This window comes from Gordonia sp. SGD-V-85 (genome assembly GCF_001456905.1).
GTDB lineage: Bacteria > Actinomycetota > Actinomycetes > Mycobacteriales > Mycobacteriaceae > Gordonia > Gordonia hongkongensis.
This window is the reverse complement of sequence record NZ_LNQO01000008.1, coordinates 100,656-125,563: the sequence shown is the minus strand read 5'-3', so window position 1 is coordinate 125,563 and position 24,908 is coordinate 100,656. Positions and strand designations below refer to the sequence as shown.

19 protein-coding genes are annotated in these 24,908 nt (G+C 67.3%); 6 read left to right on the top strand and 13 right to left on the bottom strand.

Translation table 11 applies throughout. The features are described from left to right. Window positions 1-22: 22 nt before the first annotated feature. Together AS181_RS11760 and AS181_RS11755 are read left to right on the top strand one after the other, a co-directional pair. Window positions 23-1,420, top strand: a complete 1,398-nt coding sequence (locus tag AS181_RS11760) for an amidohydrolase family protein (RefSeq protein ID WP_058251785.1) — start codon at window positions 23-25, stop codon at window positions 1,418-1,420. 91 nt (window positions 1,421-1,511) lie between these two features. Then, on the top strand, window positions 1,512-2,444 hold the full coding sequence (locus tag AS181_RS11755) for an antibiotic biosynthesis monooxygenase (RefSeq protein ID WP_058251784.1): 933 nt from the start codon (window positions 1,512-1,514) through the stop codon (window positions 2,442-2,444). 20 nt (window positions 2,445-2,464) lie between these two features. On the opposite strand, the gene AS181_RS11750 is transcribed toward AS181_RS11755, so the two are convergent. After that, a complete protein-coding gene (locus tag AS181_RS11750; protein ID WP_058251783.1) occupies window positions 2,465-2,872 on the bottom strand; it encodes a YchJ family protein in 408 nt (135 codons plus the stop codon). 94 nt (window positions 2,873-2,966) lie between these two features. Here AS181_RS11750 and AS181_RS11745 point away from each other — a divergent pair, with 94 nt between their 5' ends. Then, complete coding sequence (locus AS181_RS11745) at window positions 2,967-3,191, top strand: dodecin (protein WP_058251782.1); 225 nt, start codon at window positions 2,967-2,969, stop codon at window positions 3,189-3,191. Between the two features lie 29 nt (window positions 3,192-3,220). Here the strand turns inward: AS181_RS11745 and AS181_RS11740 are convergent, their stop codons facing one another. Beyond that, window positions 3,221-4,111 carry an alpha/beta fold hydrolase gene (locus tag AS181_RS11740; RefSeq protein WP_082652919.1) on the bottom strand — a complete coding sequence of 297 codons (891 nt, stop codon included), beginning with the start codon at window positions 4,109-4,111 and terminating at the stop codon, window positions 3,221-3,223. A 75-nt stretch (window positions 4,112-4,186) separates the two neighbouring features. Here AS181_RS11740 and AS181_RS11735 point away from each other — a divergent pair, with 75 nt between their 5' ends. From AS181_RS11735 to eutC, 3 genes are all read left to right on the top strand, one after another. After that, window positions 4,187-4,792, top strand: coding sequence for a TetR/AcrR family transcriptional regulator (locus AS181_RS11735; RefSeq protein WP_058251781.1), 606 nt, complete (start codon window positions 4,187-4,189; stop codon window positions 4,790-4,792). Window positions 4,793-4,884: 92 nt separating this feature from the next. After that, entirely contained in the window at window positions 4,885-6,294 is a 1,410-nt protein-coding gene (locus AS181_RS11730) for an ethanolamine ammonia-lyase subunit EutB (protein ID WP_058251780.1), read from the top strand. Then, window positions 6,291-7,100 carry an ethanolamine ammonia-lyase subunit EutC gene (gene eutC / locus AS181_RS11725; protein WP_058251779.1) on the top strand — a complete coding sequence of 270 codons (810 nt, stop codon included), beginning with the start codon at window positions 6,291-6,293 and terminating at the stop codon, window positions 7,098-7,100. Before AS181_RS11730 ends, eutC begins: the two co-directional genes overlap by 4 nt. A 163-nt stretch (window positions 7,101-7,263) precedes the next feature. Here eutC and AS181_RS11720 read toward each other — a convergent pair whose 3' ends face one another. From AS181_RS11720 to lgt, 11 genes are all read right to left on the bottom strand, one after another. Further along, entirely contained in the window at window positions 7,264-8,481 is a 1,218-nt protein-coding gene (locus AS181_RS11720) for an IS110 family transposase (RefSeq protein WP_058251778.1), read from the bottom strand. Between the two features lie 419 nt (window positions 8,482-8,900). After that, window positions 8,901-9,206, bottom strand: a complete 306-nt coding sequence (locus AS181_RS11715; protein WP_058251777.1) for an SHOCT domain-containing protein — start codon at window positions 9,204-9,206, stop codon at window positions 8,901-8,903. A gap of 10 nt (window positions 9,207-9,216) precedes the next feature. After that, window positions 9,217-9,675, bottom strand: coding sequence for a DUF6325 family protein (locus AS181_RS11710; RefSeq protein ID WP_058251776.1), 459 nt, complete (start codon window positions 9,673-9,675; stop codon window positions 9,217-9,219). Window positions 9,676-9,728: 53 nt separating this feature from the next. After that, entirely contained in the window at window positions 9,729-11,558 is a 1,830-nt protein-coding gene (locus AS181_RS11705; RefSeq protein ID WP_058251775.1) for an AMP-dependent synthetase/ligase, read from the bottom strand. A 108-nt stretch (window positions 11,559-11,666) separates the two neighbouring features. Beyond that, window positions 11,667-13,652 (bottom strand): ABC transporter ATP-binding protein/permease, encoded by a 1,986-nt coding sequence (locus AS181_RS11700; protein ID WP_058251774.1) that lies wholly within the window; start codon window positions 13,650-13,652, stop codon window positions 11,667-11,669. Between the two features lie 221 nt (window positions 13,653-13,873). Beyond that, window positions 13,874-14,383 carry a hypothetical protein gene (locus tag AS181_RS11695; protein ID WP_058251773.1) on the bottom strand — a complete coding sequence of 170 codons (510 nt, stop codon included), beginning with the start codon at window positions 14,381-14,383 and terminating at the stop codon, window positions 13,874-13,876. Window positions 14,384-14,408: 25 nt separating this feature from the next. Next, window positions 14,409-15,287 carry an acyl-CoA thioesterase gene (locus tag AS181_RS11690; RefSeq protein WP_058251772.1) on the bottom strand — a complete coding sequence of 293 codons (879 nt, stop codon included), beginning with the start codon at window positions 15,285-15,287 and terminating at the stop codon, window positions 14,409-14,411. Window positions 15,288-15,351: 64 nt separating this feature from the next. After that, window positions 15,352-16,776, bottom strand: coding sequence for a pyruvate kinase (gene pyk, locus AS181_RS11685; RefSeq protein WP_058251771.1), 1,425 nt, complete (start codon window positions 16,774-16,776; stop codon window positions 15,352-15,354). A 174-nt stretch (window positions 16,777-16,950) separates the two neighbouring features. Further along, window positions 16,951-18,456 carry a glutamate synthase subunit beta gene (locus tag AS181_RS11680; RefSeq protein ID WP_058251770.1) on the bottom strand — a complete coding sequence of 502 codons (1,506 nt, stop codon included), beginning with the start codon at window positions 18,454-18,456 and terminating at the stop codon, window positions 16,951-16,953. Then, window positions 18,449-23,020: a glutamate synthase large subunit gene (gltB, locus tag AS181_RS11675; protein ID WP_058251769.1), complete on the bottom strand. Its 4,572-nt coding sequence runs from the start codon at window positions 23,018-23,020 to the stop codon at window positions 18,449-18,451. Before gltB ends, AS181_RS11680 begins: the two co-directional genes overlap by 8 nt. Before the next feature lie 272 nt (window positions 23,021-23,292). After that, window positions 23,293-24,897 carry a prolipoprotein diacylglyceryl transferase gene (gene lgt, locus AS181_RS11670; RefSeq protein ID WP_058251768.1) on the bottom strand — a complete coding sequence of 535 codons (1,605 nt, stop codon included), beginning with the start codon at window positions 24,895-24,897 and terminating at the stop codon, window positions 23,293-23,295. Window positions 24,898-24,908: the final 11 nt, after the last annotated feature.

Below are 24,908 nucleotides of genomic sequence, written 5' to 3'. Positions count from 1 at the left end.
CCCCGATGCCCGAGGAGCACCGATGACCGACACCGTCCACTACGGGCACATCTTCCATCTCGCCGGCAGTCCCGCGATCACCGAGGCGGTGGACGCGCTGGTATCGATACCCGACGGAGCTCTGGTGGTAGGCGACGACGGCACGATCAAGTTCGCCGGCGAGAGATCCGAGCTCCCTTCCGAATTCGCGAGCGCGGAGGCGCACGAGCACCCGAGCGGGTATCTCATCCCGGGCTTCGTCGACACCCACATCCACTTCCCGCAGACCTACGCCGGCGACTCCTACGGCGGCGGGCAACTGCTCGAATGGCTCAATCTGTGCATCTTCCCGTCCGAATCCAAGTTCGCCGACCCCGAATTCGCCCAGGCCGCTGCGGTCGAGTTCACCAGGCGACGGGTCGCCGCGGGTACGACGGCGATGATGGTGTTCGGTTCCGCCTTCCCCCACGCCCAGGATTCCCTGTTCACCGAGACCCAGAAGGCCGGGCTGCGTATCGTGGCCGGCCGCGGCATCCAGACCGTCGGCGGTGACACCGCCAAGCCGCTGCTGACCTCGGAGGAGGAGGCCATCCGCCTCACCCGGGCCGAGATCGACAAGTGGCATGCCGCCGACACCGGCGACTACCGGACCGCGTTGCTGCACGTCGCGATCGTGCCGCGGTTCTCGCTGTCGGTGACCACCGAGACGCTGAAGAACCTCGGCGACCTGTACGACGAATACCGCGAGCAGGGCGTCTACGTCCACAGCCACCTCAACGAGAACAACCGTCCCGGCACCGGAGAGGTGGACACCACCAAGGAGGTCTACCAGGTCGACTCCTACCTCGACACCTATGACGGGAAGTTCCTGCCCGGATCGCAGGTCGGCGGCAAGAGCCTGCTCGGTCCGCGGACCATCCTCGCGCACTGCGTGCACTGCCAGGACGCCGAACTCGCGCGCATGGCCGAGACCGGTACCTCGATCTCGCATTGTCCGGTGTCGCAGTTGTTCCTCGGATCCGGCACGATGCCGTGGAAGCGCACCGTGGCGGCGGGTGTAAACATCTCCGCCGGAACCGATTTCGGCGGCGGCGACGAATGGCTCGTCCCGCGCGTACTCGGAGATGCCTTCAAACAGCACATCACCGAGCCCGGAGACGCCGGGGTGTCGATGCACCCGGCCGAAATGCTGTTCATCGGGACCGTCGGCGGGGCCCGGGCACTCGACATGGAGAACCGTTTCGGCAACTTCGATGAGGGCAAGGAAGCCGACTTCCTGGTCATCGAACCCATGGACGCCTTGAAGTCCACGCTGGAGAACGCCGTCCGGTCCGACGATGCCGATCTCGCCCGCGACCAGACCCTGTTCGGCCTGCTGATGGGCCTCCGCGAATCGTCCATCGCCGAGGTCTACGTCCAGGGGCGTCGGGTCACCGTCTGACCGACGGCCCGACGCCGACGACCGGCAGGATACGACGATCGCCACCTCGCCCGACGCCACCGACACCGCCGGCAGCACCCCGATCATCGCGGTGTCGGTGTTCCATGCCGGTTCCGCCGACGACTTCGCGGAGTGGGCAGCGACTCTGGCCGCGTCTGCCACCGACTCCGAGGGCTGCCTGGGAGCCGAGATCTCGGCGGTGACCGACGGACATTTCGACCCGGCGATCGCGACCACGTTCGTGGACGAGGAGGCGCTGGACCGGTGGCTCAGCGGTCCCGGTCACCGTGCCGCGCTCGACGCCGGGCGAGCGCACGGTTGTCTGCCGGCGGCGCCCGTGCTCGAACTCGTCGACGGCCGGTCGCCACCGCCGGGAGTCGGCGCCTTCCGTCACGACATCGTCGCGGGCGCGGTCGGCGACTTCGTCGCCGCGCAGCACGTTTTGGTCCAGGCGGCAAGCGAATTCGGCGGGTACGAGGGAACCGCCCTGTTCGTCGACGAGCAGCGCGAGACATCGCTGTCCGTGTTGCGGTTCCGCACCGACCGGCAGCTCGCGGCCTGGGTGTCGTCGAGCCGGCGCAGCGAAGCGCTCGCCGGGTTGCGCTCGAGTCTCACCCACGACTTCGAGACGATGGCGAGCACCACCGCGTTCGGTACCACCGTGCGCACCGACCGCGGCCGGATCCTGAAGACGCCGAACTGGAAGTCGGCGATGATCGTGCTGCTCGTGCTCTATCCGACGGTGATGACCCTGTCGCGGTTTCTCGGCCCTACGCTCGATCGGCTCGGCGCGCAGCCATGGCTCGCGTTGTGGCTCAGCCAGGTCGTCAGCGTCACCCTGATGCAGTGGTGGCTGATGCCGTGGGCATCACGCCCGTTCCGGCGATGGCTCGACCCGGTCGAGGGGAGCAACTGGCGCAGCAATGTCGCGGGGGCGGTAGCAGTTCTGCTCGTCTACCTGCTGTGCCTGACCGTGTTCGCCAACGTGACGTGGCTGCAGTGGTGGGATTACGCCGACGCATGACGTCGGCTCCCCTGCCGGGGTCACCCGACGATCCCGTCGACATACAACCAGTGGCCCTTCGACCGGATGAACCGGCTGCGCTCATGCAGTGAGCCCCGCTCCGCGCCGGCTCGGTAGTGGGCGGTGAAGGTGACCTCGCCCTCGGTATCGAACGGTGAACCTCCCCTCCTCGACTCGATGTCGAGGCGGTACCAGCGCATCGACTCGTCCAGCTCGAGGGTGGCCGGGCGGGTGTCGGGGTGCCAACTGGCGAGCAGATGATTCCGATCCCCCAGCGCGAAAGCGGTGAAACGCGAACGCATCAACGCCTCCGCCGTCGGGGCGGCGCGCTCACCGGCAAGTACCGGCCCGCAGCAGTCGCCGAGGACGAGACCCGACAGACACGGGCATCTCTCGGAGACGTCTCGGTTTACCGATTCACTGGTCACCTTTCGATCTTAGGGGTACACAGGAAGAGCGGGCGGCCGAGCACCGGAGCCGCCGCAGCCATACCCGAAGGTTCTCACGATTGGAGCGATTCCCTTGTCGGACAACGTGTATCGAGTAATCGAAGTGGTCGGGTCCTCGACCTCCGGCACCGACGACGCCATCCGCAACGCGATCGCTCGCGCCTCGTCGACCGTCAATCACCTCGACTGGTTCGAGGTCACCGAGACCCGTGGCCACATCGAAGACGGCCAGATCGCGCACTTCCAGGTCACATTGAAGGTCGGTTTCAAGATCGAGGGATCCGGCGACACCACGTAGTCGGACCTGCGATTGTCTCGGCGCGTTCCTCATGCCTCGGATCTCGAGGCCGTGAGGAACGCGCCGATCCGTGCGGCGACGGTCTCCGGATCGTCGAGCATGGGCAGGACCGCGGCGCCCGGAATCGGCACGTAGCGGCCACGGGGTAGGAGTTCGGCGAGTCGCGGTCCGTGGGCCGGCGGCATCACGCGGTTGTCTGGCGACCACAGCACGAGCACGTTTCCGTCGAAGTCGGCGAGCGCCTCGGTACGACGGATGAGTTCGCCGGCGTCGAAATCGGTCGTCGCATACTTGGTGACGTCGCGGCGAATCCGGGGATCGGTCAAGACCGGATCGGTCCACCGCCGCATTTGCGCGGGGTCGACCGGACCGTTGACCATCCAGCCCCACAGCATGGGCAGGCGACGAAGCCATCCGATCCGCAATTGCCGCGCCGCCAGGGTGATTCCACCCGGCAGGCGCACAGCAAGGGTGGCCATCTTGCCCGGTAGACCCGGTGGGAAGTTGTCGAACGCCTCACACGGGAGGATGACCATCCGGCCGACTCGCCGGTCGAGGCCGAGTGCGGTCAGGAAAAGCGAACCGCCCCAATCGGAGTGGACAAGCGTCACATCGTCGAGGTCGAGTGCGTCGAGGACGTCGGCGACGAGTCTGACCATGCCGTCCATCGACAGGTCGGCAGTCGCATCGAGGGGAATTCGGTGCGATCCCAGTGGCAGAACCGGCCGGATATATCGAAAACCACTGGGCAACAACGGGATCACCGCATTCCACACCTCATGGTCCATCAGCAGACCGTGGAGGAACACAACCGGCGGGCCGGCACCGTCATCGGCGTACTCGACGACACCGGCCGGAGTGTCGAGGCGTTTCATCGCCGTCGGCCGATACCCACTCGTCGCGTAGCCGTCCTGACTCATACCGATCTCCTCCAGAGGAACTGTTCGAACAGACGCCGGTCTTTAGAACGATCACTCTAGAACAGATGCTCTAGAATGACCAGGGTGAAGACGGACGAACGCATCGTGGTCGCGATGACCGAGCTGCTCCGTAGGCAGGGATACGCCGCGACCGGGATCAAGCAGGTCGTAGACGCCGCCGACGCGCCCATCGGGTCCATTTACCACCACTTCAGCGGCGGCAAGCGAGACGTCGCCGAGGCCGCGCTGCGTCAGTCCGGCGCCGCGTACGGGGAACTCGTCGGGATGCTGCTCGCCCCCTACGACGACATCGCGGCGGGTATCGAGGCGGCCTTCGGCTCGGCTGCTGAGACCATCGCCGAGAACGAATGGCTCAACATGTGTCCCGTCGCCACCGTCGCAGGCGAGATCGCGGACACCGAGCCGGCACTCCGGACGGCGGCTGCGGAGGTGATCGACGCGTGGGTCGAGAAGGGCACGGCACTGTATCGAACCCGTGGACTCGCCGAACCGGACGCGCGAGCCCTGATCCTCGCCGTGGTGGCCTCCCTCGAAGGGGCCTTCATCCTCGCCCGCACACAGCGGTCCACGGCCCCGATCGTCGCTGCCGGCCGGGCGATGGGCGCGTACGCGCGATCGCTGACAGCCGACACGGAGTCCACCACCGGCGCCCCCACCTGACGCTGCTCGTTCGGCATGCGCCTCCCCGACACCGAACCTAGACTTCGGAGGACCATGACGCGCGACCATTCCCATCCCGGCCCGGGTTCCCGATGAGGTACACCCAGACGATCGCCGGCACCACACACGAGTTCGACGGCCTCGTCGAACTCATGGCGAAGGCCACCCCACGCCGGTCCGGTGACGAGCTCGCCGGTTGCGCCGCGGGTTCCGATGCCGAACGAGCCGCTGCCGCTTGGCAACTCGCCGACGTGCCGTTGAGCAGGTTCGTCGATGAACCGTTGGTGCCGTACGAGTCCGACGAAGTGACCCGGCTGATCGTCGACACCCATGACCGAACCGCGTTCGCCGAGATCGCCCACCTGACGGTCGGCGGGTTCCGGGACTGGCTGCTGGAGATCGCCATTCGTTCCGACGCAGGAGAGCGACTCGCCCGCGTCGGCCCCGGCCTCACTCCCGAGATGGTGGCGGCCGCGTCGAAGATCATGCGAAACCAGGACCTGATCCTGGTGGCCGCGGCAGCGCGGGTCACGTCGGCGTTCCGTACGACCATCGGCCTGCCCGGCCGGATCGCGACACGGCTACAGCCGAACCATCCCACCGACGACCCGCGAGGCATCGCCGCGGCGACCCTCGACGGCCTGCTCATGGGGTGTGGCGACGCGGTCATCGGCATCAACCCGGCGTCGGACTCACCACGGGCGACCGCGGATCTCCTGCACATGCTCGACGACATCCGGCAGCGTTACGAGATCCCCATGCAGTCGTGTGTTCTGTCGCATGTGACGACCACCGTCGACCTCATCGAGCAGGGTGTGCCGGTCGACCTCGTGTTCCAGTCGATCGCAGGCACCGAGGGAGCCAACAAGGGATTCGGGGTGACGCTGGACATCCTGCGCGAGGCCGACGAGGCGGGTCGGTCGCTGCACCGAGGGACCGTCGGCGACAACGTGATGTACCTCGAAACCGGTCAGGGATCGGCACTTTCGGCCGGCGCGCATCTGGGAACCGGCGGCAAGCCCGTCGATCAGCAGACCCTGGAGGCGCGTGCCTACGCGGTCGCGCGAGAACTGAATCCCCTGCTGATCAACACCGTCGTCGGTTTCATCGGGCCCGAGTACCTCTACGACGGCAAGCAGATCATTCGCGCCGGTCTCGAGGATCACTTCTGCGGCAAGCTGCTCGGGCTCCCGATGGGCGTCGACGTCTGCTACACCAATCACGCCGAGGCCGACCAGGACGACATGGACACGCTCCTCACCCTGCTCGGCGTCGCCGGTGCCGCGTTCGTCATCGCCGTTCCCGGAGCGGATGATGTGATGCTCGGGTACCAGAGCCTGTCGTTCCACGACGCGCTCTACGTCCGGGAAGCACTCGGACTCCGACCGGCCCCCGAGTTCGAGTCCTGGCTGGTGCGACTAGGCATGACCGACGGCGCCGGGCGCATCCTGCCGGTGGATCCGGGCGAGTCTCCGCTCCTGTCATTGACGGCCGGCCGATGACGGAGGCCCGGCCCACATCAGCGGGCGGTCACGCGCCGCAGCCCGACCCGTGGTCCGAGCTGCGGCGCAGCACACAGGCCCGGATCGGACTCGGGCGCTCGGGCAATTCGCTGCCCTCGCGGCGGGTCCTCGAATTCCAGGCCGCCCACGCCGCCGCCCGCGACGCCGTCCACGAGCCCCTCGATGTCGACGGTTTCGCGCGCTCGATCGGCGAACTCGAACTCGATCCCCCGGTCGTCGTCACGAGCCGTGCGGGGACACGCAGCGAATACCTGCGCCGGCCCGACCTCGGCAGGTTGCCCGAAGATCTCTCCCAGGTTCCGCGCTCGGACGCCGAAGTGGGGATCGTGCTGGCCGACGGACTGTCACCGCGGGCTCTTGCCGACCACGGCCGGGGTCTCGTCGCCGCGCTCCTCCACCAGTTCGACGGCCGGTGCTCCATCGCACCGCCGGTCATCGCGACCGAGGCCCGCGTCGCCCTCGGCGATCACATCGGCGAGGCGCTCGGGGTCAGCACCCTCATAGTGATCATCGGTGAGCGACCCGGCCTCTCCGTCGCCGACAGCCTCGGCATCTATCTCACGCATCTCCCCCGCCCGGGACGTGCCGACTCGGATCGCAACTGCATTTCCAACATCCACCCACCCGACGGTCTGCACTACGACGTCGCCGCACGGACGACCGCCGCGCTCATCGACGGGGCCCGGAAACTCGGACGATCCGGTGTCGCACTCAAGGACATGTCGCGCACCGGAGAACTCGACGGGATCGACGACGCGGAAGCGACGCCCCCCGCTTCCCCCTGAGGTGCGAGGAGCGCAAGCGACGCCCCCTCTGCTCCCTGAGGTGCGAGGAGCGCAAGCGACGCCCCCTCTGCTCCCTGAGGTGCGAGGAGCGCAAGCGACGCCCCCTCTGCTCCCTGAGGTGCGAGCGAAGCGAGCCACGAAGACATCCCAGGGGTGCAAGGTGTCAAGCGGCGAGGTTGGCGCGGTGGTTCCAGGCGGTGTGTTCGTTGTAGAGGGTGCGGTGTTTGAGGCAGCCGTGGAGGATGCCGATGAGCCGGTTGGCGAGCGCACGCAAGGCTTGGGGGTGGGACTTCTTCTGATCTCGCAGGCTGTCGTAGTAGACGCGGGCGCCGGGACTGCCGGTCAGCGCGCTTTGCGCCATCGCCATGGCGGCGGCGTTGAGGCGGGTGTTGCGGATATGGCGGGCCAGCACGACGTGCCCTTTGCCTGAGGCGATGGTCCGTGGTGAGGTGCCGGCATAGTTTCTGCGAGACTTGGCGGTGGCATAGCGTTCGGGGTCGTCCCCGAACTCGCCAAGCATCCGGGCGCCGGTGATGTCACCGACTCCGGGCATGGACAGGTAGATCTCGGCGTCCGGATGCGCTCTAAAAGACTGGGCCATACTGGTTTCCAGTTGATCAATTTGGGTGTTGAGCGTCGTCAGCATGTTCACCGTCACGGTCACGGTCGCCGCATACGCTGCGGTAAGTGCCTCCGGTGCGCTCAGATGACCGCCCCCACGCAGGGCCTGCTGGATCTCGCGGGCACGGGTATCGGTATTGCGTTGGCGGCCACCCTTTTTCAGAGCTGATCGGATCGCCGCGACCGTCAGTGCCGCTCCCTGTCGTGGGGTGGGAGCGCGACGCAACACCGCCAGGCAGTCTTTGTGGGCGAGGTCGCCGCCGAAGGCATCGACCGCGGCCGGATAGTAGGCGCCCAGTTGAGCGCGCAACACGTTCTGTTGTGCTGAGCGCGCCCACACCAGATTCTGATGCGTACGGGCCATCACCGTGATCGCCTTGACCTCGACGGTGTCGGCGGCGACCAATCGATGATTGTGCCGGTCGGTCCGCACCAGATCAGCCAGCGTTTTCGCGTCAGCCTTATCGGATTTGGTGCCCCCGACATGGTGGCGGTCGCGGTACCGCGACACCGACAACGGGTTGATCGCATACACCTGATAGCCCGCGGCGACCAGGGCGGCGACCCACATGCCGTGATCGGTTTCGATCCCCACCACCACCTCAGTCGGGTCGTGGGCGAACCGGGCGAGCAGGTCATGCATCGCCGTCACGCCGGCCGCGTTCTCGGGTAGTCGGCGGGTGGCCAGGGTGGTGCCGTGTTCATCCATCACGCACACGTCGTGATGATCCGACGCCCAGTCGTTGCCCACACAGATCATGTCGGTCGTTCACCTCGTCTTCGGTCGTCTCGATCGATCGTCGGTGTGAACCTTGGGGTGATCACCCTTGACGCGGCCTAATGGATCAGTGCTCACCCCACATGGTTCAGGGGGCACGACATCCCAGAAGCGTTCTAGCGGGTGATCCTTACCCGGCCGGGCCACGGTCTTCGTGTAGAAATCCGACACCGTTTCAGGGTCTCGGAGTGGTCACCGGCCGGGAAGGCTCACACAAACCAGCATCCCCTGCAGGACGCCGATCCACCCCCATTAGGGTCTCGCAGACGCCTCACCAGGCCCTTCGTGGCTCGTCGCTATCGCTCCTCGCACCTCAGGGAGCAGGGGGGTCGACTCCCTCGCACCTCAGGGTCCGGGGGCTATGCGGTTCTTTCGGATCAGGGAGCAGGGCGGAGCGGCGATCAGGTCCCGAGGATCTTCGCTTTCTGCGCGGCGAACTCGGCTTCGGTGAGAATGCCCTGCTGGTACAGGGCTCCGAGCTCCTTCAGCGCCGAGATGGTGTCCGTCGGGGTCGATGCGGGCGCCTGCTGCTGAGGCGGCTGGGCGTACTGGGGTTGTGCGTATTGTTGTTGCGCCCGTGGGTCCTGGGCAGCCGCACCCTGCTGGGCCCACCGGCTCGCCTGGCGCCGGGACACCCGATTGCTCACCGCTGTCGCGGTTCCGGAGATGACAGCGGTGCGTGCGACACCGCGGAGAAGTCCTGGCATGTCGGTCCTTTCAGGATTCGATTCGGTTGTCGGCGGCATCGAGCTGCTCCAGTAACGCGTCCACCGGAATCCGGCCCGATGCGACGAGCTGTCCACCGCCGTTACGGACGGCTGTGGCGAACGGCGCGGCCCAGGCGTTCTCCCAGACGACAACGGCCGCACTGGAGCCCGGGTCGATGATCGCGGCTGCCTCCGCGAGATCGGAATCGTCGAGCAACGAGGTCGCGGCGCCGTCGAAGATCGCGAAATCAGCGCCGAGCGAGTTGATCTCGAGCCGGGCGACCGTACCGTCGGCGTCCTTGGTGATGAAGACGATGTCGATCAGTCGCACGATCCCGCGGTCGATCAGATCGATGAGATGTGGAAGTGCCTCACCGGTCGGCTGCTTGCCCGTCCACTCGACCACGATGTAGTCGATGGGTCCGAGTTCGCGGTCAGCCGTCTGGTCGACACCTGCTTGGTCGTCCAATTCCTTCTCCCTGTCTCGTGCCGTCGACGTGACCGTCTGGCAGCGGGCCCCGGTCACGACCTCAGATCCACCACCGAACGTCCCGGTTGCGCCTCGTACAGTTCGCCGATCTCACTGGCGTACTTGGTCGCAATCGGCTTGCGGCGCAACTTCATCGTGGGGGTGAGCTCGTCGCCGCCGGGATCCCAGGCGGTCGGCACGATGGTAAATCGTTTGACCTGCTCCACGCGGGACAGTGACCGATTTCCGGCACGGATTGCCACCGCCACCTCGTCCACCACGTCGGGGTGCGAGGACAACTCGGTCAGGTCGGCACCGGACAGGTCGAGTCGCTTGGCTCGCGCGGCCGCCGCATCCGGGTCGAGAACCACGAGCGCGGACACATAGGGCCGGCCGTCGCCGATCGCCGCGACTTGACCGATCAGCGACGACGCCGCCTTCATCGCGTTCTCGATGTTGGTGGGCGACATGTTCTTCCCGGACTCGTTGATCATCAGTTCCTTCTTGCGGTCGACGATGGTCACGTTGCCGTCACCGTCGATCGTCGCGATGTCACCGGTCGACAGCCAGCCGTCGGCATCGATCGTCTCGGCCGTCTTGTCGGGCTGTTTGCGGTAACCGCGCATCACGACCGGTCCGCGGACGAGGAGCTCTCCGTCGTCGGCCAGTCGCACCTCCATGCCGCGCACCGGTTTGCCGACGGTGCCGATCCGGAGGTTGTCGCTGGTCGTCATCGTCGAGACGCCAGTCGTCTCCGACATCCCCCAGACCTCGAGAACCGGAATACCGAGTCCCAGGAAGAACTTCAGCACCTCCGGTGGGATCGCGGCCGCACCCGATCCGGCGAAGGAGACCTGATCGAGGCCCAGCGCGGAACGGACCTTGTGCAGCACAAGGCGATCGGCGAGACCGTGTGTGAGACCGCCGGAGCCCTTGCCGTCGATCTGGGCCTGCGCCGCCGAGGCCCCGGCGCGGAACGCCCAGTCGGCGAGCGCCTTCTTGACCGGGCTGGACTCCTCGGCGAGCTTCGCCTCGATCCCCGCTCGGATCTTCTGCCACACCCGCGGCACCCCGAAGAAGAACGTCGGGTGCACGTCGGGAAGGGCCGCGGCGATCTCCCGGGGATCGGGCACCGTGGTGATCTGGATGCCGCGCATCATGTTCGCGGCGTGGGAGGAGACCCGGTCGGCGATGTGCGCTGCCGGTAGATACGAGATGGCCCGGTCGTCGAAGCCCGCCTGAACGATCTCGGCGAGCGCCGTCATCTCGGCGACGATGTTGCGATGGGTGATCTCGACGCCCTTCGGCGGGCCGGTGGTGCCCGAGGTGTAGATCAGAGTCGCCAGGTCATCGGGTTCCACCGCCTGCCACGCCGCGGTGAAGTCGAATCCGGCCGGCGGCGGGGACTGTTCGAGATCGGCCAGCGACACCGCGCCCGTCGCGACGCCGTCGACGACGATCGTGGTGGACACCCCGGTTGCCGCGGCGGTGATCGCGGGCAGGAACACCTGCTCGGTGACGACGACGGAGTTCTCCGCGTTGCCGAAGAGGTATTCGATCTGTTGGGGGGAACTGGTGTTGTAGATCGAGAACGGAACCGCGCCGAGGTGCAGCGCCGCGGCGTCGACGAGGTGGAACTCGGGGCGGTTCGTCAGCATGATCCCGACGGTGTCGCCGCGCTTGACCCCCAGGGCCGCGAGCCCGCCGGCGATGGCTTCGACGCGCGCGGCGTACTCCGTCCACGTGATCTCCTGCAGCCCACCGACCGTACGGATGGCGACGGCGTCGGGCCGTACGGTGACCGTCTGCTGGAACGCGGCGGGCAGCGTCGCCACTGCGACACCGGTCTGATGGGGGAAGGTGATGGTCTCTGCAGCGGTCATGACAGTCCTCGACTGGCCGAAGTGATGTGTTGCACGTCACATTAGCCAGTTCGGGCGCGCGTCACGGCCGGTTCCGGTGAATGGTGAACTGTTGACAAAAACCCCAGATCAGGACCGTTTGTCGAGCGAAGGACGCTCGGTCAGCGACTCGAGGTTCCAGGCGCCGCCACCGGTCAGTTCAAGCAGGTCGGTGTGATGCTGGTCGGTGGTGCTGCGGTGACTCACCGACACCAGGATCGTCGCCGGCAGCTCTGTGCGGATGAGCGAGTACAGCGAGTACTCCAGCCCCTCGTCCACGGCCGAGGTCGCCTCGTCCATGAACACGGCCTGCGGCCGGGTCAGCAGGATGCGCGCGAAGGCGATGCGCTGCTGCTCGCCCGGGGAGAGCACCTTGACCCAGTCCTCCTCGTCGTGGAGCCGGTCTGCCAGATGCGGGAGGAAGACCTTCTCGAGCGCCGCCTTGATGGCCTCGTCACCGACGTCGTCGGGCAGCGCCGGATAGGCGACCGCCGTGCGCAGATCCCCCAGCGGGATGTAGGGCATCTGCGACAGGAACAGCGTGTGCTCCCCCGGCGGCCGGGTGAACTCGCCGTCGATGAAGGGCCACAGTCCGGCGAGGCCGCGGAGCAGTGTCGTCTTCCCCGAGCCCGACCGCCCTTTGACGACGAGAGCGGCCCCGGGTGCGAGGGAGAGGTTGAGCGCGCTGATGAGTTCGTCACCGCTCGGGGTCTTCACGTCGACGTCCGACAGAGCAACGGCGCGTTCGCGATCCACAGTCGTGACCTCGGCCATGGTCCGCGAGCGCGCATCGGCGTCGGCGAGACCGTCGAGACGGATGATCGACGCGCGCAGAGCGGTGAAATCGTCGTAGGCGTTCCGGAAGAACGAGAGTGCGTCGTGCATCTCGCCGAAGGCGCGGGCGGTCTGCGTCATGTCACCGAGCTTGATCTGACCGTCGAAGAACCGCGGTGCCTGCACGAGAAGTGGGAACACCACCGCGAGCTGCGACGCGCTGAAGTTCCATCCGACGAACGCCAGCTGCACATGGATGATCTGCCAGAAGTTCTTCACGACCGCACGGAATCTGGTCATGAGGTTGTTGTGTTCGACGCGCTCGCCGCTGTAGAAGGCGACGTTCTCCGCGCTGTCACGGACGCGGACGAGTGCGTAGCGGAAGTTCGCGGTGAGGCGTTCGCGCCAGAAGTTCAGTCGGATCAGCGGGCGTCCGATGGCGAACGCGACCACGCTGGCGACGAGAACGTAGACCAGGACCAGCCACATCATCATGCGCGGGATCTCGACCCCGAACAGCGTGACCGGCCCGGACAGGTCCCAGAGCACGACCGAGAACGACACGATGGACGCACACGCCGGGAGCACACCGTTCGTCGAGACCCCACCGCCGCCCCAGAACAACGACGAGCCGACGGTGGCGATGTTGGTGATGTCGGCCTCGATACGCTGGTCCGGGTTGTCGACTCCGGGGTGGATGTCGACGGCCCGTCGCTGCGGATCCGACTTACCGCGCCCGAATCGTCTGCGCCGCAACAGTCCAGCGCTGAGGTCGACGAATCGGTTGCGGTAGAAGGCACGGCCTGACATCCAGTCGGCCGTCGCCCCTTCGGTCAGCCAGTAGCGGAGCCGGATCTCGAAAGCCGCACCGACATAGATCTCCACCATGGTGCGGACGACGTGAGTGGCGGCGAGGATGCCGAAGATCGTGATCGAATGCCAGAACGCGTCTTTGCCGATCTGGAGCATCTCCGCTCCCTGTGGCCCGCCCGTCGCGATGCCCTCGGCCGCGGTTTGCAGGGACGTGTACAGGTCGTTGCTCCAGTAGCTGAACAGGACGCTCAGCCGCACACCGAGCAACGACAGCAGGGTGAGGACGACGACCAGCGCCCACGCCCAGACCCGGGTTCTCGGGTCGGTGAAGAACCCCCCGATCACCCGCCACAGCGGGCCGCCCCACCGGCTGAATCGCGACAGCAGGTACCCGATCACCAGGATGGCCACGACCGAGATCGCGAACGCGATGGCCAACCACTTCAGACTGGCCCACACCTCGTTGCCCCAGTCGATGCTGTACTCCACGCACACTCCTCGCGTCGGATGGCCCGGCAGCGGGCATCACGGTCGACAAACCCCGGTCGATCGCAGCGAGGACCCCGTCGCCACAACGGGTCCGGGCCTCAACGATGATCCGGCGCAGTTTAACCCGGCGTTCACCCGGTGTCCGGGCAACCGCGTCGACGGAGCGCCGACCGGTCGCCGGGAGCGCGGAATGTCGGTTTTGCCGAGTAGTTCTGGTGACGTCAGCCCAGCGGGCGCAGCACCGCGCCCTGCTGGAGCGCCGCGGTCGAGACCGACTCCGAGAAGCGACGGTCGGCATCGCCGACGCTGACGAGATAGCCCGCGTCGGTGTAGTCCACGCCGCTCACCTCGAAGGTGAGTTGGCACCCGTCGTCGCCCCGCAGGAACACCGACAGCGTGGTGCGGGCGACCTCCCCGCCGGCAGCGTCGTAGAGGATGACCGGAGCGCCGCGGGCGAGGGTGCCGCCACCGGGCAACGTGGCGCGCTCGGTCGCACAATCCGCGACCACCCCGCCCTTGGCGGTGAACGTCGGGGTGGTCAGCAGGCCGGCGACGACCGCGACACCCACGATGACCGCGAAGACGATCAACGCGACTGCGGTCGCGACGATGACCGGGACCCGCGTGCGCCGCTGCCATGTCCGGCGCGGCAGCGGCGGGCCGGGGTCCAGCCACATCTCGGGTGCGGGGCCGTACCCCGGGGTCAACGACGCGCCCGTGCCGCGATCCATGAGCTCCCCCTGCAGACCCGTGCGGTCACTTCTTGGGCGGGAAGTACTTGATGAGCGCTTCTTGCACGACCGACGTCGCGAGAGTGCCGTCGCGCATCCAGAACCGGCCCGATCCCATCCCGCGTGACCCGGTGGCGATCGGCGACCGGGTGGCGTACAGCAGCCAGTCGTCGAACCGGAACTCGCGGTGGAACCACATCGAGTGATTGACGGTCGCGGCGAACAACCGGTCCATGCCCCAGGAGAGGCCGTGGGTGGTGATGATCGAGTCCAGCACCGTGGTGTCGGAGGCGTAACACATTGCGGCGACGTGCATCACGGGGTCGTCGGGCATCGTGCCGTCGGCCTTCATCCACACCCGGTTGTCGGTCAGCTTCTCCCCCGCCTCCTTCGCCTTCCAGCTCGGATCGTTCGCGAAACGGATGTCGATGGGGTGCAACGCATTCACGAAGGCCGCGATACGGTCCTCGTAACCCTTGAAATGCTCACCGAGAGTGGGCAGTTCCTCCGGATAGGGCACCTGGGGGATCTCCACCGCATGCTCGAGCCCAGAAGTGTTGTCCTGGAACGCGACCAGCATCGTGAAGATCTCTTCGCCGTCCTGCTTGGCCGTCACCTGACGATTGGCGAACGACCTGCCGTCGCGGAACCGGTCGACGTGGTACTCCAACGGTTTGGTGACATCGCCACCACGGATGAAGTGCGCGTGCAGCGCGTGGATCGGCGGGTTGCCCCGACTCAGGCTCCGGGCCGCCGCGACGACCCCCTGGCCGAGCAGCTGACCGCCGAACGTCCGGGCGGTGACCTGCTCGGGATGGTGCCCGATGAACAGGTCATCGCCCTGACGTTCGACGTCGAGCAACGCGAGTAGCTTGCCGAGATCCCCGGCCTGGTCCACGGTCATGCCTCACACCCTAGAACTCGGACGCGGCTGCGTCGTGCACCGGCCCGAGCAGGAGCGGACGCGGTCAGTGGTCCTGCTCGCCGATCCGGTGCACGTGGATCAGGTTGGTCGAACCCACTGTCCCGGGCGGGGCCCCGGCCACGATCACCACGATGTCACCCTCACTGAGGCGCCCGATACGCAGCAGCTGATGGTCGACCTGGTCGATCATGTGGTCGGTCGTGTCCACGTGGTCGACGATGAACGTCTCGGTTCCCCAGCTCAACGCGAGCTGGCTGCGGACAGCCTGGGTCGGCGTGAACGCCAGCAACGGGAGGCGCGAGTGCAGACGGGCCAGTCGACGCACGGTGTCCCCGGACTGGGTGAACGCGACCAGCGCCTTCACCTCGAGGCGCTCGCCGATGTCGCGCGCCGCGTAGGAGATGACACCGCGCTTGGTACGGGGCACGTGGGACAGCGGCGGCACGTCGCGGGGGCCGGTCTCGACCGCCCGGCAGATCCGGTCCATGGTCCGCACCGTCTCGAGCGGGTACTTGCCCACCGACGTCTCGCCGGACAGCATGACCGCGTCGGCGCCGTCGAGCACCGCGTTCGCCACGTCGGAGGCCTCGGCCCGGGTCGGCCGCGAGTTCTCGATCATCGAGTCGAGCATCTGCGTCGCCACGATCACCGGCTTCGCGTTCTCGCGGGCCATCTGGATGGCCCGCTTCTGGACGAGCGGGACCTCTTCGAGCGGCAGTTCGACGCCCAGGTCGCCACGGGCGACCATGATCGCGTCGAACGCCAGCACGATGGCCTCGAGGTTCTCGATCGCCTCTGGCTTCTCGAGCTTCGCGATCACCGGAACCCGGCGGCCGACGCGGTCCATCACCTCGTGGACCAGTTCGATGTCGGACGGGTTGCGCACGAAGGACAGCGCGACCATGTCCACGCCCAGTTGCAGCGCGAATTCGAGGTCGGCGATGTCCTTCTCGGACATCGCCGGCACCGAGACACTCATCCCGGGCAGCGACAGCCCCTTGTTGTTGCTGACCGGGCCGCCCTCGGTCACGGTGCACACGACGTCGCTGCCCTCGACCGCGGACACGGCGAGGCCGACCTTGCCGTCGTCGACGAGCAGGCGGTCGCCGGGGCTCGCGTCCTCGGCGAGCTGCTTGTAGGTGGTCGAGACGCGGTCGTGGTCGCCCACGACGTCGTCGACGGTGATGCGCACCTGCTCACCGGTCTCCCAGACGGTCGAACCGTCACAACCGTCGAAACGGCCGAGCCGGATCTTGGGGCCCTGTAGGTCGGCGAGGACGCCGACGGCTTTCTCCGTGGTGTCCGAGGCCTTGCGGACGCGCGCATAGACGGCCGCATGGTCTTCATGCGTGCCGTGGCTGAAGTTCATCCGGGCCACGTCCATGCCGCTTTCGACGAGCTCTTTCAGTCGCTCGTCGCTCGCGGTGGCGGGGCCCAGGGTGCAGACGATTTTGGTTCGGCGTGTCACAAGAACACCTTAGTCCCGTCCATGGTCCATCTCCATGTCGCCGACGACATGTCACCGGCCCGCCACCGGCTGTTATCGCTGGTGGCGAGCCGCTACCGCCGAGTATGAAATTTACTTAACTTGTTGCGGCCGCGTGTGTTCGACCGAGCCCGTCGGGTGGCGACGAGGGCCTGCTCAGCGCACCGACAAGGGCAGCGACGCCGGACGGACCGGAGACGGGAGGTCGGACTCGCCGACCAGGAACTCGTCGACCGCACGCGCGGTCGAGCGACCTTCCGCGATCGCCCACACCACGAGCGACGCGCCGCGGTGGGCGTCACCGCAGACGAACACGCCCGGGGCGTCGGTCTGCCAGTCGCTCCCGCAGGAGATGACGCCGCGCCGGTTCGGCTCGATCTCGAGATCGGCGAGCAGCGACCCACCCCGTACCCCGGCGAACCCGATCGCGAACAGCGCCAGCTCGCAGGGGATCTCGAATTCCTCACTCACCGGCGTGATCTCGCGGCGGCCGTCGGCGTCGCGCGTCACCTCCACCTCGGCGAGCACCATCGTCGTGACGTTGCCGTCCTCGTCACCCTCGAATCGCTGCACTGCGACCTGGTGCAACCGTTCGCCGCCTTCGTCGTGCGCGCTCGAGGTCCGCATGATCAACGGCCATGTCGGCCACGGCGACCGTTCGTCGTCGCGCTGCCCGGGCAGTTCCGGGTTGTAGTCGAGTTGCACGACCGAGGCCGCGCCCTGACGGTGCGCCGTACCCAGGCAGTCGGCTCCCGTGTCACCACCGCCGATGATCACGACGTGCTTGCCTGCGGCGGTGATGAGTGACGGCCCGTCGCCCTCGCACTCCTTGTTGGCGGGCACGAGATGCTCCATGGCGAGGTGGATGCCGTTCAGCTCCCGCCCCGGCACCGGGTTGTCGCGTGCCTCCATCGCACCGATGGCCAGGACCACCGCGTCGTGGTTCGCGCGTAGATCAGCCACGGACAGGTCGGCCCCCACGTCGCAGTTGGTGACGAAGGTCGTTCCCTCCGCCCGCATCTGGGCGATGCGTCGGTCGATGTCGGACTTCTGCAGCTTGTACTCCGGGATGCCGTAGCGCAGCAGACCGCCGAGACGGTCGTCGCGCTCGTAGACGGTGACGTCGTGACCGGCCCGGGTGAGCTGTTGTGCCGCAGCCAGTCCCGCGGGCCCCGAGCCGACGACACCGACCGACTTGCCGGTCGTGGACTCGGGCGGCTCGGGCCCGATGATGCCCTCGGCCCACGACTCGTAGGCGATGGTCTTCTCGATGCGCTTGATCGTCACGCTGCCGCCGGTGGCCGGTTCGGAGATCGACAGCACGCAGGCCGACTCGCACGGCGCCGGGCACACCATCCCGGTGAACTCCGGGAAGTTGTTGGTCGCGTGCAGCCTGCTGCTCGCGGCATCCCACCGGCCGCGCCGGACGAGGTCGTTCCACTCCGGGATGAGATTGCCCAGAGGGCAACCCGCGGTTCCCGAATGACAGAACGGGATACCACAGTCCATACACCGGCGGGCCTGTCCGCTGACCTCGTCGAGGACCTTGATCGGATTGTCGGCGTGCTCGTAGACGTCGTCCCAGTCCTGGACGCGTTCGGCGACCGGACGGTACTTCGCCTCTTTCTTCGGGACCTCCAGGAACCCGCGCGGGTCAGCCACGTGCCGCCTCCATGATCGCTGAATCGACGTCGCGCCCTTCGGCTTCGGCCATCCGGGCCGCGTCGAGGACACGCTTGTAATCGGTGGGCATCACCTTGGTGAACGCCAGGCAGCGTCGAGGCCAGTCGGCCAGTATCGACGCGCCGATCGCAGAACCGGTCAGTTCCGTGTGCGTGGCGATGGTGTGCTTGAGCCAGGCGAGGTCCTCCGGGTCGGGACGCAGGAGTTCGACCATGGCCATGTTGACCTTCGCGGGATCGAGGTCGTGGACGAACGCGATACCACCCGACATGCCGGCGGCGAGATTGCGTCCCGTTGGTCCGAGGACGACCACCCGGCCACCGGTCATGTACTCGCAGGCGTGGTCGCCCACTCCTTCGACGACCGCCGTCGCACCCGAGTTGCGTACCGAGAAGCGTTCTCCCACTCGGCCTCTGAGGTACACCTCGCCGGAGGTCGCCCCGTAGAGGATCGTGTTGCCGGCGATCACCTGGTCCTCGGCGACGAACAGCGAGTCGGGATTCGGCGTGACGACGATCTTGCCGCCGCACAATCCCTTTCCGACGTAGTCGTTGGTGTCGCCGGTCAACCGGATCGTCACTCCCGGCGGCAGGAAGGCCCCGAGCGACTGCCCGGCCGAGCCCTCGAGCCTGACCGTGATCGTGTCGTCGGCGAGGCCGTCGGCTCCGTACCGCCGGGTCACCTCCGAGCCGAGCAGGGTGCCGACCGTCCGGTTCACGTTGCGCACCGGCAAATCCAGGGTCACCGGGTGTGCGTCCTCGAGTGCACCCTCGGCGAGCTGGATCAGCGTCTGGTCCAGCGCGCGCTCGAGGCCGTGTTCCTGGCCCCGCACCCGACGACTCGGCCCCTTGTCCTCGACCTTGCGGAAGATCGGGCTGAGGTCGAGCCCCTTGGACTTCCAGTGCGCGACCGCGGCGTCGGTGTGCAGCCGCTGCGACTGCCCGATGGCGTCGTCGAGCGTGCGATAACCCAACTGCGCCAGATATTTCCGGACGTCCTCGGCGATGAAGCGAAAGAAGTTGACCAGGTGGTCGACCTGACCGGTGAAGCGGGACCGCAGCAGCGGGTTCTGGGTGGCGACGCCGACCGGGCACGTGTCGAGGTGGCAGACGCGCATCATGATGCACCCGGCGACGATCAGCGGCGCGGTGGAGAACCCGTATTCCTCGGCGCCGAGCAATGCCGCGGTGATGACATCGCGCCCGGTGCGCAGCGCCCCGTCGCACTGCACCGTGATGCGGTCGCGCAGGCCGTTCAGCATCAACGTCTGCTGGGCGTCGGCGAGGCCGATCTCCCACGGCGTGCCGGCGTGTTTGAGCGAGGTCAGCGGTGACGCGCCGGTGCCGCCGTCGTGCCCGGAGATGAGGACGACGTCGGCGTGCGCCTTCGACACCCCGGTCGCGACCGTCCCCACGCCCACCGCACTGACCAGCTTCACGTGGATGCGTGCCTGCGAGTTCGCGTTCTTCAGGTCGTGGATCAGCTGGGCGAGGTCCTCGATCGAGTAGATGTCGTGGTGCGGTGGCGGCGATATCAGCGCGACACCCGGCGTCGAATGCCGGGTCTTCGCGATCCACGGATACACCTTGTAGGCCGGGAGTTGGCCGCCCTCACCGGGTTTGGCACCCTGCGCCATCTTGATCTGGATGTCGGTGGCGTTGATGAGGTAGTCGCTGGTCACGCCGAACCGGCCCGACGCGACCTGCTTGACCGCGCTGCGGCGTTCCGGATCGTAGAGACGCTCGACGTCCTCGCCGCCCTCCCCCGAGTTCGAGCGGCCGCCGATCCTGTTCATGGCCATCGCGATGGTCTCGTGCGCCTCGGCGGAGATCGAGCCGTAACTCATCGCGCCGGTGTTGAAGCGCTTCATGATGTCCTCGACCGGCTCCACCTCGTCGAGCGGGATCGGTTCGCGCGCATCGAGATCGAAGTCGAACAGTCCGCGCAGGGTGCCGCCCTCACGCGAGAGCCGGTCGACCTCGTCAGAGTACTTCTGGAAGATCTCGGCCCGGCCGGTCTTGGTGGCGTGCTGCAGCAAGAAGATGGTCTCGGGCGAGAACAGGTGCAATTCGCCCTCGCGGCGGTACTGGTACTCGCCGCCGACCTCGAGCCGACGGTAGACCTGTTCGGTGGGGTTCTCCGGGAAGGCCCGGTGGTGGCGGATGCGCACCTCCTCGGCCAGTTCGTCGAGTCCGACGCCCTCGATCCGCGACACCGTACGGGTGAAGTACTCGCGCACCACCTCCGACGACAATCCCACGGCCTCGAAAGCCTGTGCCGCGGTGTAGGAGCTGATGGTCGAGATGCCCATCTTGCTCATCACCTTCAGCACACCCTTGCCGAGGGCCTCCAGATAGTTGCCGATCGCCTTGGCCCGGGTCACCCCGGTCAGCTCACCTTCGGCGATCAGATCTTCGATGGTCTCGAGTGCCAGGTAGGGATTGACCGCGGCGGCCCCGAAACCGATCAAGGTGGCGATGTGGTGGACCTCGCGGGCATCGCCGGACTCCACGACGAGGGCGACCCGCGTCCGCTCCTTGGTGCGGACCAGGTGGTGGTGCACCGCCGAGGTGGCCAGCAGCGACGGGATGGGCGCGTGCTCGGCGTCGGTGAGCCGGTCGGAGATCACGAGCGTCGTGTGCCCCTCGGCGATCGCCTGACTGGCCCGCAGCCGGAGGTCCTCGAGCGCCGCGGCGAGACCCGCACCGCCCTCGGACACCTCGTACAGCGCGCGCAACACCTTCGCCGACAGGCCGGGATTGTCCCCGTCGTCGTTGATGTGGACGAGTTTGGCCAGCTCGGCATTGTCCAGCACCGGCCAGTGCACCATGATCTGGCGGCACGACGCCGCGGTCGGCCGCAGCAGGTTCTGCTCCGGCCCCATCACGCGACTCATCGACGTGACGATCTCCTCACGGATCGCATCCAGCGGCGGATTGGTGACCTGGGCGAACAGCTCGACGAAGTAGTCGTAGAGCAGACGTGAACGCTGCGACAGCACCGCGACCGGGGTGTCCGTGCCCATCGATCCGAGCGGTTCGTAGCCCGACGCCGCCATCGGGGTCAGGAGTACGCGCAGATCCTCCTCGGTGTAACCGAAGGAGATCTGGCGGCGGACGACGGTGTCGTGGTTGGGCTGGAAGACCGGCCGGTCCGGGAGCGTGGCGATGTCGAGCAACCCGGCGTGGAGCCACTCGTCGTACGCCTCGGCGTTCATGAGCTCGCCCTTGAGTTCCTCGTCCGGGATGATCCGGCCCTGCTCGGTGTCGACGAGGAACATGCGGCCGGGTTCGAGCCGGCCCTTGCTGATCACGTCGTCGACCGGGACGTCGAGCACACCGGACTCGGAGGCGAGGATGACCCGGCCGTCGCGTGTCTGCCACCACCGGCCCGGGCGCAGTCCGTTGCGGTCGAGGACCGCGCCGACGACCGTGCCGTCGGTGAACGTGACGCACGCGGGACCGTCCCAGGCCTCCATGAGCGAGGAGTTGAACTGCAGGAACGCCCGACGACGGGGATCCATGTCGGGCACGTTCTCCCACGCCTCGGGCACCATCATCATCACCGCGTGGTGGACGTCCCGACCGCCGAGGTGCAGGAGTTCGAGGACCTCGTCGAGCGACGCCGAGTCGGAGGCCTCGGGCGTGCAGATCGGGAATGCGCGCTTGAGATCGCCGGGGATGAGGTCGGTCTCGAGGAGCGCCTCGCGGGCACGCATCCGGTTCCGGTTGCCGCGCACGGTGTTGATCTCGCCGTTGTGCGCCACGAACCGGAAGGGGTGCGCGAGCGGCCACGACGGGAAGGTGTTGGTGGAGAACCGGGAGTGGACGATGGCGATCGCGCTGAGGCAGCGGTCATCTCGCAGATCCTCGTAGTACAGCGGGAGCTGCATCGTGGTGAGCATGCCCTTGTAGACCATCGTTCGACTCGACAGCGATGGGAAGTACAGCCCGGTGCCGGCTTCGTCGATCTCCGGTATCACCCGTTCGGCCTGCTTGCGGAACGGGTAGATGAAGCGATCGAGTGCGAGCCCGGCGATGCGGTCGGCGCCGGGCGCCGGGTCGACGGTGACGAACAGCTGCATCATGTACGGCATGCATGCGACGGCCGTCCCGCCGACGTCGGCGTGTTCGTGGTCGACGGGGAGGTCCCGCCAGCCGAGTACGGTGATGCCCTCGTCGGCGGCGAGGGCCTCGACCCGTTCGATCGCGGCGCGGCGGAGATCGGGGTCCATGGGCAGGAAGCACGTTCCCGCTGCGTAGCTGTTCGATCCGTCCGCGGCGGGCTCGGGAAGGTCGAAGTCGACGGTGTCGCGCAGCAACTCGTCGGGGAGTTGGATCAGGATTCCCGCGCCGTCACCGCTGTTGGTCTCCGCCCCGGCCGCACCTCGATGCTCGAGGTTCTCCAGCGCCAGCAACCCGTCGGCGACGATCGAATGCGAACGGCGACCGTGGATGTCGGTGACCATGGCCACACCACACGAATCGACCTCGGCCTCCGGGTCGTACAGACCCTGCTTGGCCGGCAGCGCAGAAAACAGCATCACTACCTCCACTCGAACCGAGAACCGGCTCGCTGCTGAGTGTCCATTGGGACAGCACTGGCCCGTGGAGCATTGCGCGGCGTACGAATGACCGTGCCGAGATCGGTACCGGGCTGAGTCAGAACCGTTGAGCGCTCACGTGCTCTGGAACGGTCGGTACCGGGCGGAGGATCGCGCACCGTGAGATCCGATCCTATCCGAACACCCGGGGAGGCGTCGTCACCTGCGACCTGTGACCCTGCCGACGGATCAGCTCGTGGCAGGACCGAACGTCAGGACTTGTCCGCGTCGGCGGAACCGGCACCGGCACCCGGTGTGGTGTCGGTGGGGATGTCCGTCGGGATGTCGGTATCCGACTTTTCAGCGGGATCGACGGTGTCGGTGACCGCGTCGGCCTCAGGGTCTGCGGAGTCCACGGTCTCGTCGGCAGCCGGTTCGTCCCCCGGCGACGTCGCCGTCTCCGGCTGAGCGGGCGTTCCGGCCTCGGTACCGGCCTCGGTCGCCGAGGTCGTCTCCTCGTCGGCCCCGAGCTCGTCCGCGGGCGCGACCGCTTCGTCTGTCGGAGTCTCGGGATCCGAGGTGGTGTCCGACTCGGCCTCGTCGAGCGCTTCGCCGGCCGGCTCGTCGACTGGCTCCTCGTCACCGGCCTCGACGGTGTCCTCGCCTGGCTCGACCGGACCGTCGGCAACCGGCTCCACGTCGGTCGTCGAGTCCGTGTCCGGTTCGGCGCCCGGTTCCGCATCGCTGCCCGCGGTCACGGGGTGTGCGGCCGCAACCGGGTCATCCGTGCCGGCGGTGTCGTCGGTGGACGGCTTCCCCGCCGTGCCCGCCTTCCGACCATGGTCGTCGGAATCGAACAGGGATGATCCCGCCGCACCCGTCGCCACCCCGGCGGCGGCCGCCGGACTCGGGTCCGGTTCGATGTCCTCGTCGTACCAGTCGTCGACGTATCCGGCGACACCCTGCTCCGCGAGCTCCGCGGCACGGTCGTCGTGATACATCTCCAGTCCCTGTTCGCGTCCCTTGGGCGCGACCACGAAGTAGACGACGGCGGCGAGGAACACCAACGCCGCGGTGAAGAGGTTCGGTCGGATGCCCGCGATGTCGTTGGCGACGGCCGCGCGGTCGTCGCGCAGCAACTCGATGAAGAACCGGCCCAGGCAGTAGCCTGCGACGTAGAGCGCGAACAACCGGCCGTGCCCGATGCGGAAGTACCGGTCGACGACCACCAGGAGCACGACGATGAGCACGTTCCACAGCAGCTCGTAGAGGAAGGTCGGATGGACCACCGCGACCACGACGCCGTTGGACACGCCGTCGATCAGTCCGGGGTCGGAGTACCCGGCGGCGTTCTCGCGTTCGTAGATCTCCAGGCCCCACGGGAGTGTGGTCTCGCGTCCGTAGAGCTCCTGGTTGAAGTAGTTGCCGAGGCGACCGATCGCCTGTGCCAACAGGATCGGCGGCGCGATGGCGTCGCCGAAGGCGGGCAGGCGGATGCCGCGCCGACGAGCGCCGATCCACGCGCCCACCGCACCGAGCGCGACCGCGCCCCAGATACCGAGTCCGCCGTCCCAGATCTTCAGTGCGTCGATCGGTTCCTTCAGCGCATCAGCACCGAAGTACGTCTTCCAATCGGTGATGAGATGGTAGAGCCGGCCACCGATGAGGCCGAACGGGACCGCCCAGATCGCGACGTCGAGAACTTCGCCGTCCTGGCCACCGCGGGCCATCCATCGGCGGTTGCCCCACCAGACCGCGACGATGATGCCGACGATGATGCACAACGCATACGCGCGTAGCGGGAAGGGTCCGATCTCCCAGACGCCCTGAGGCGGACTCGGGAGGTAGGCGAGCATCGTCGAGGTCGGCGCGATCACGCTGTCACCCT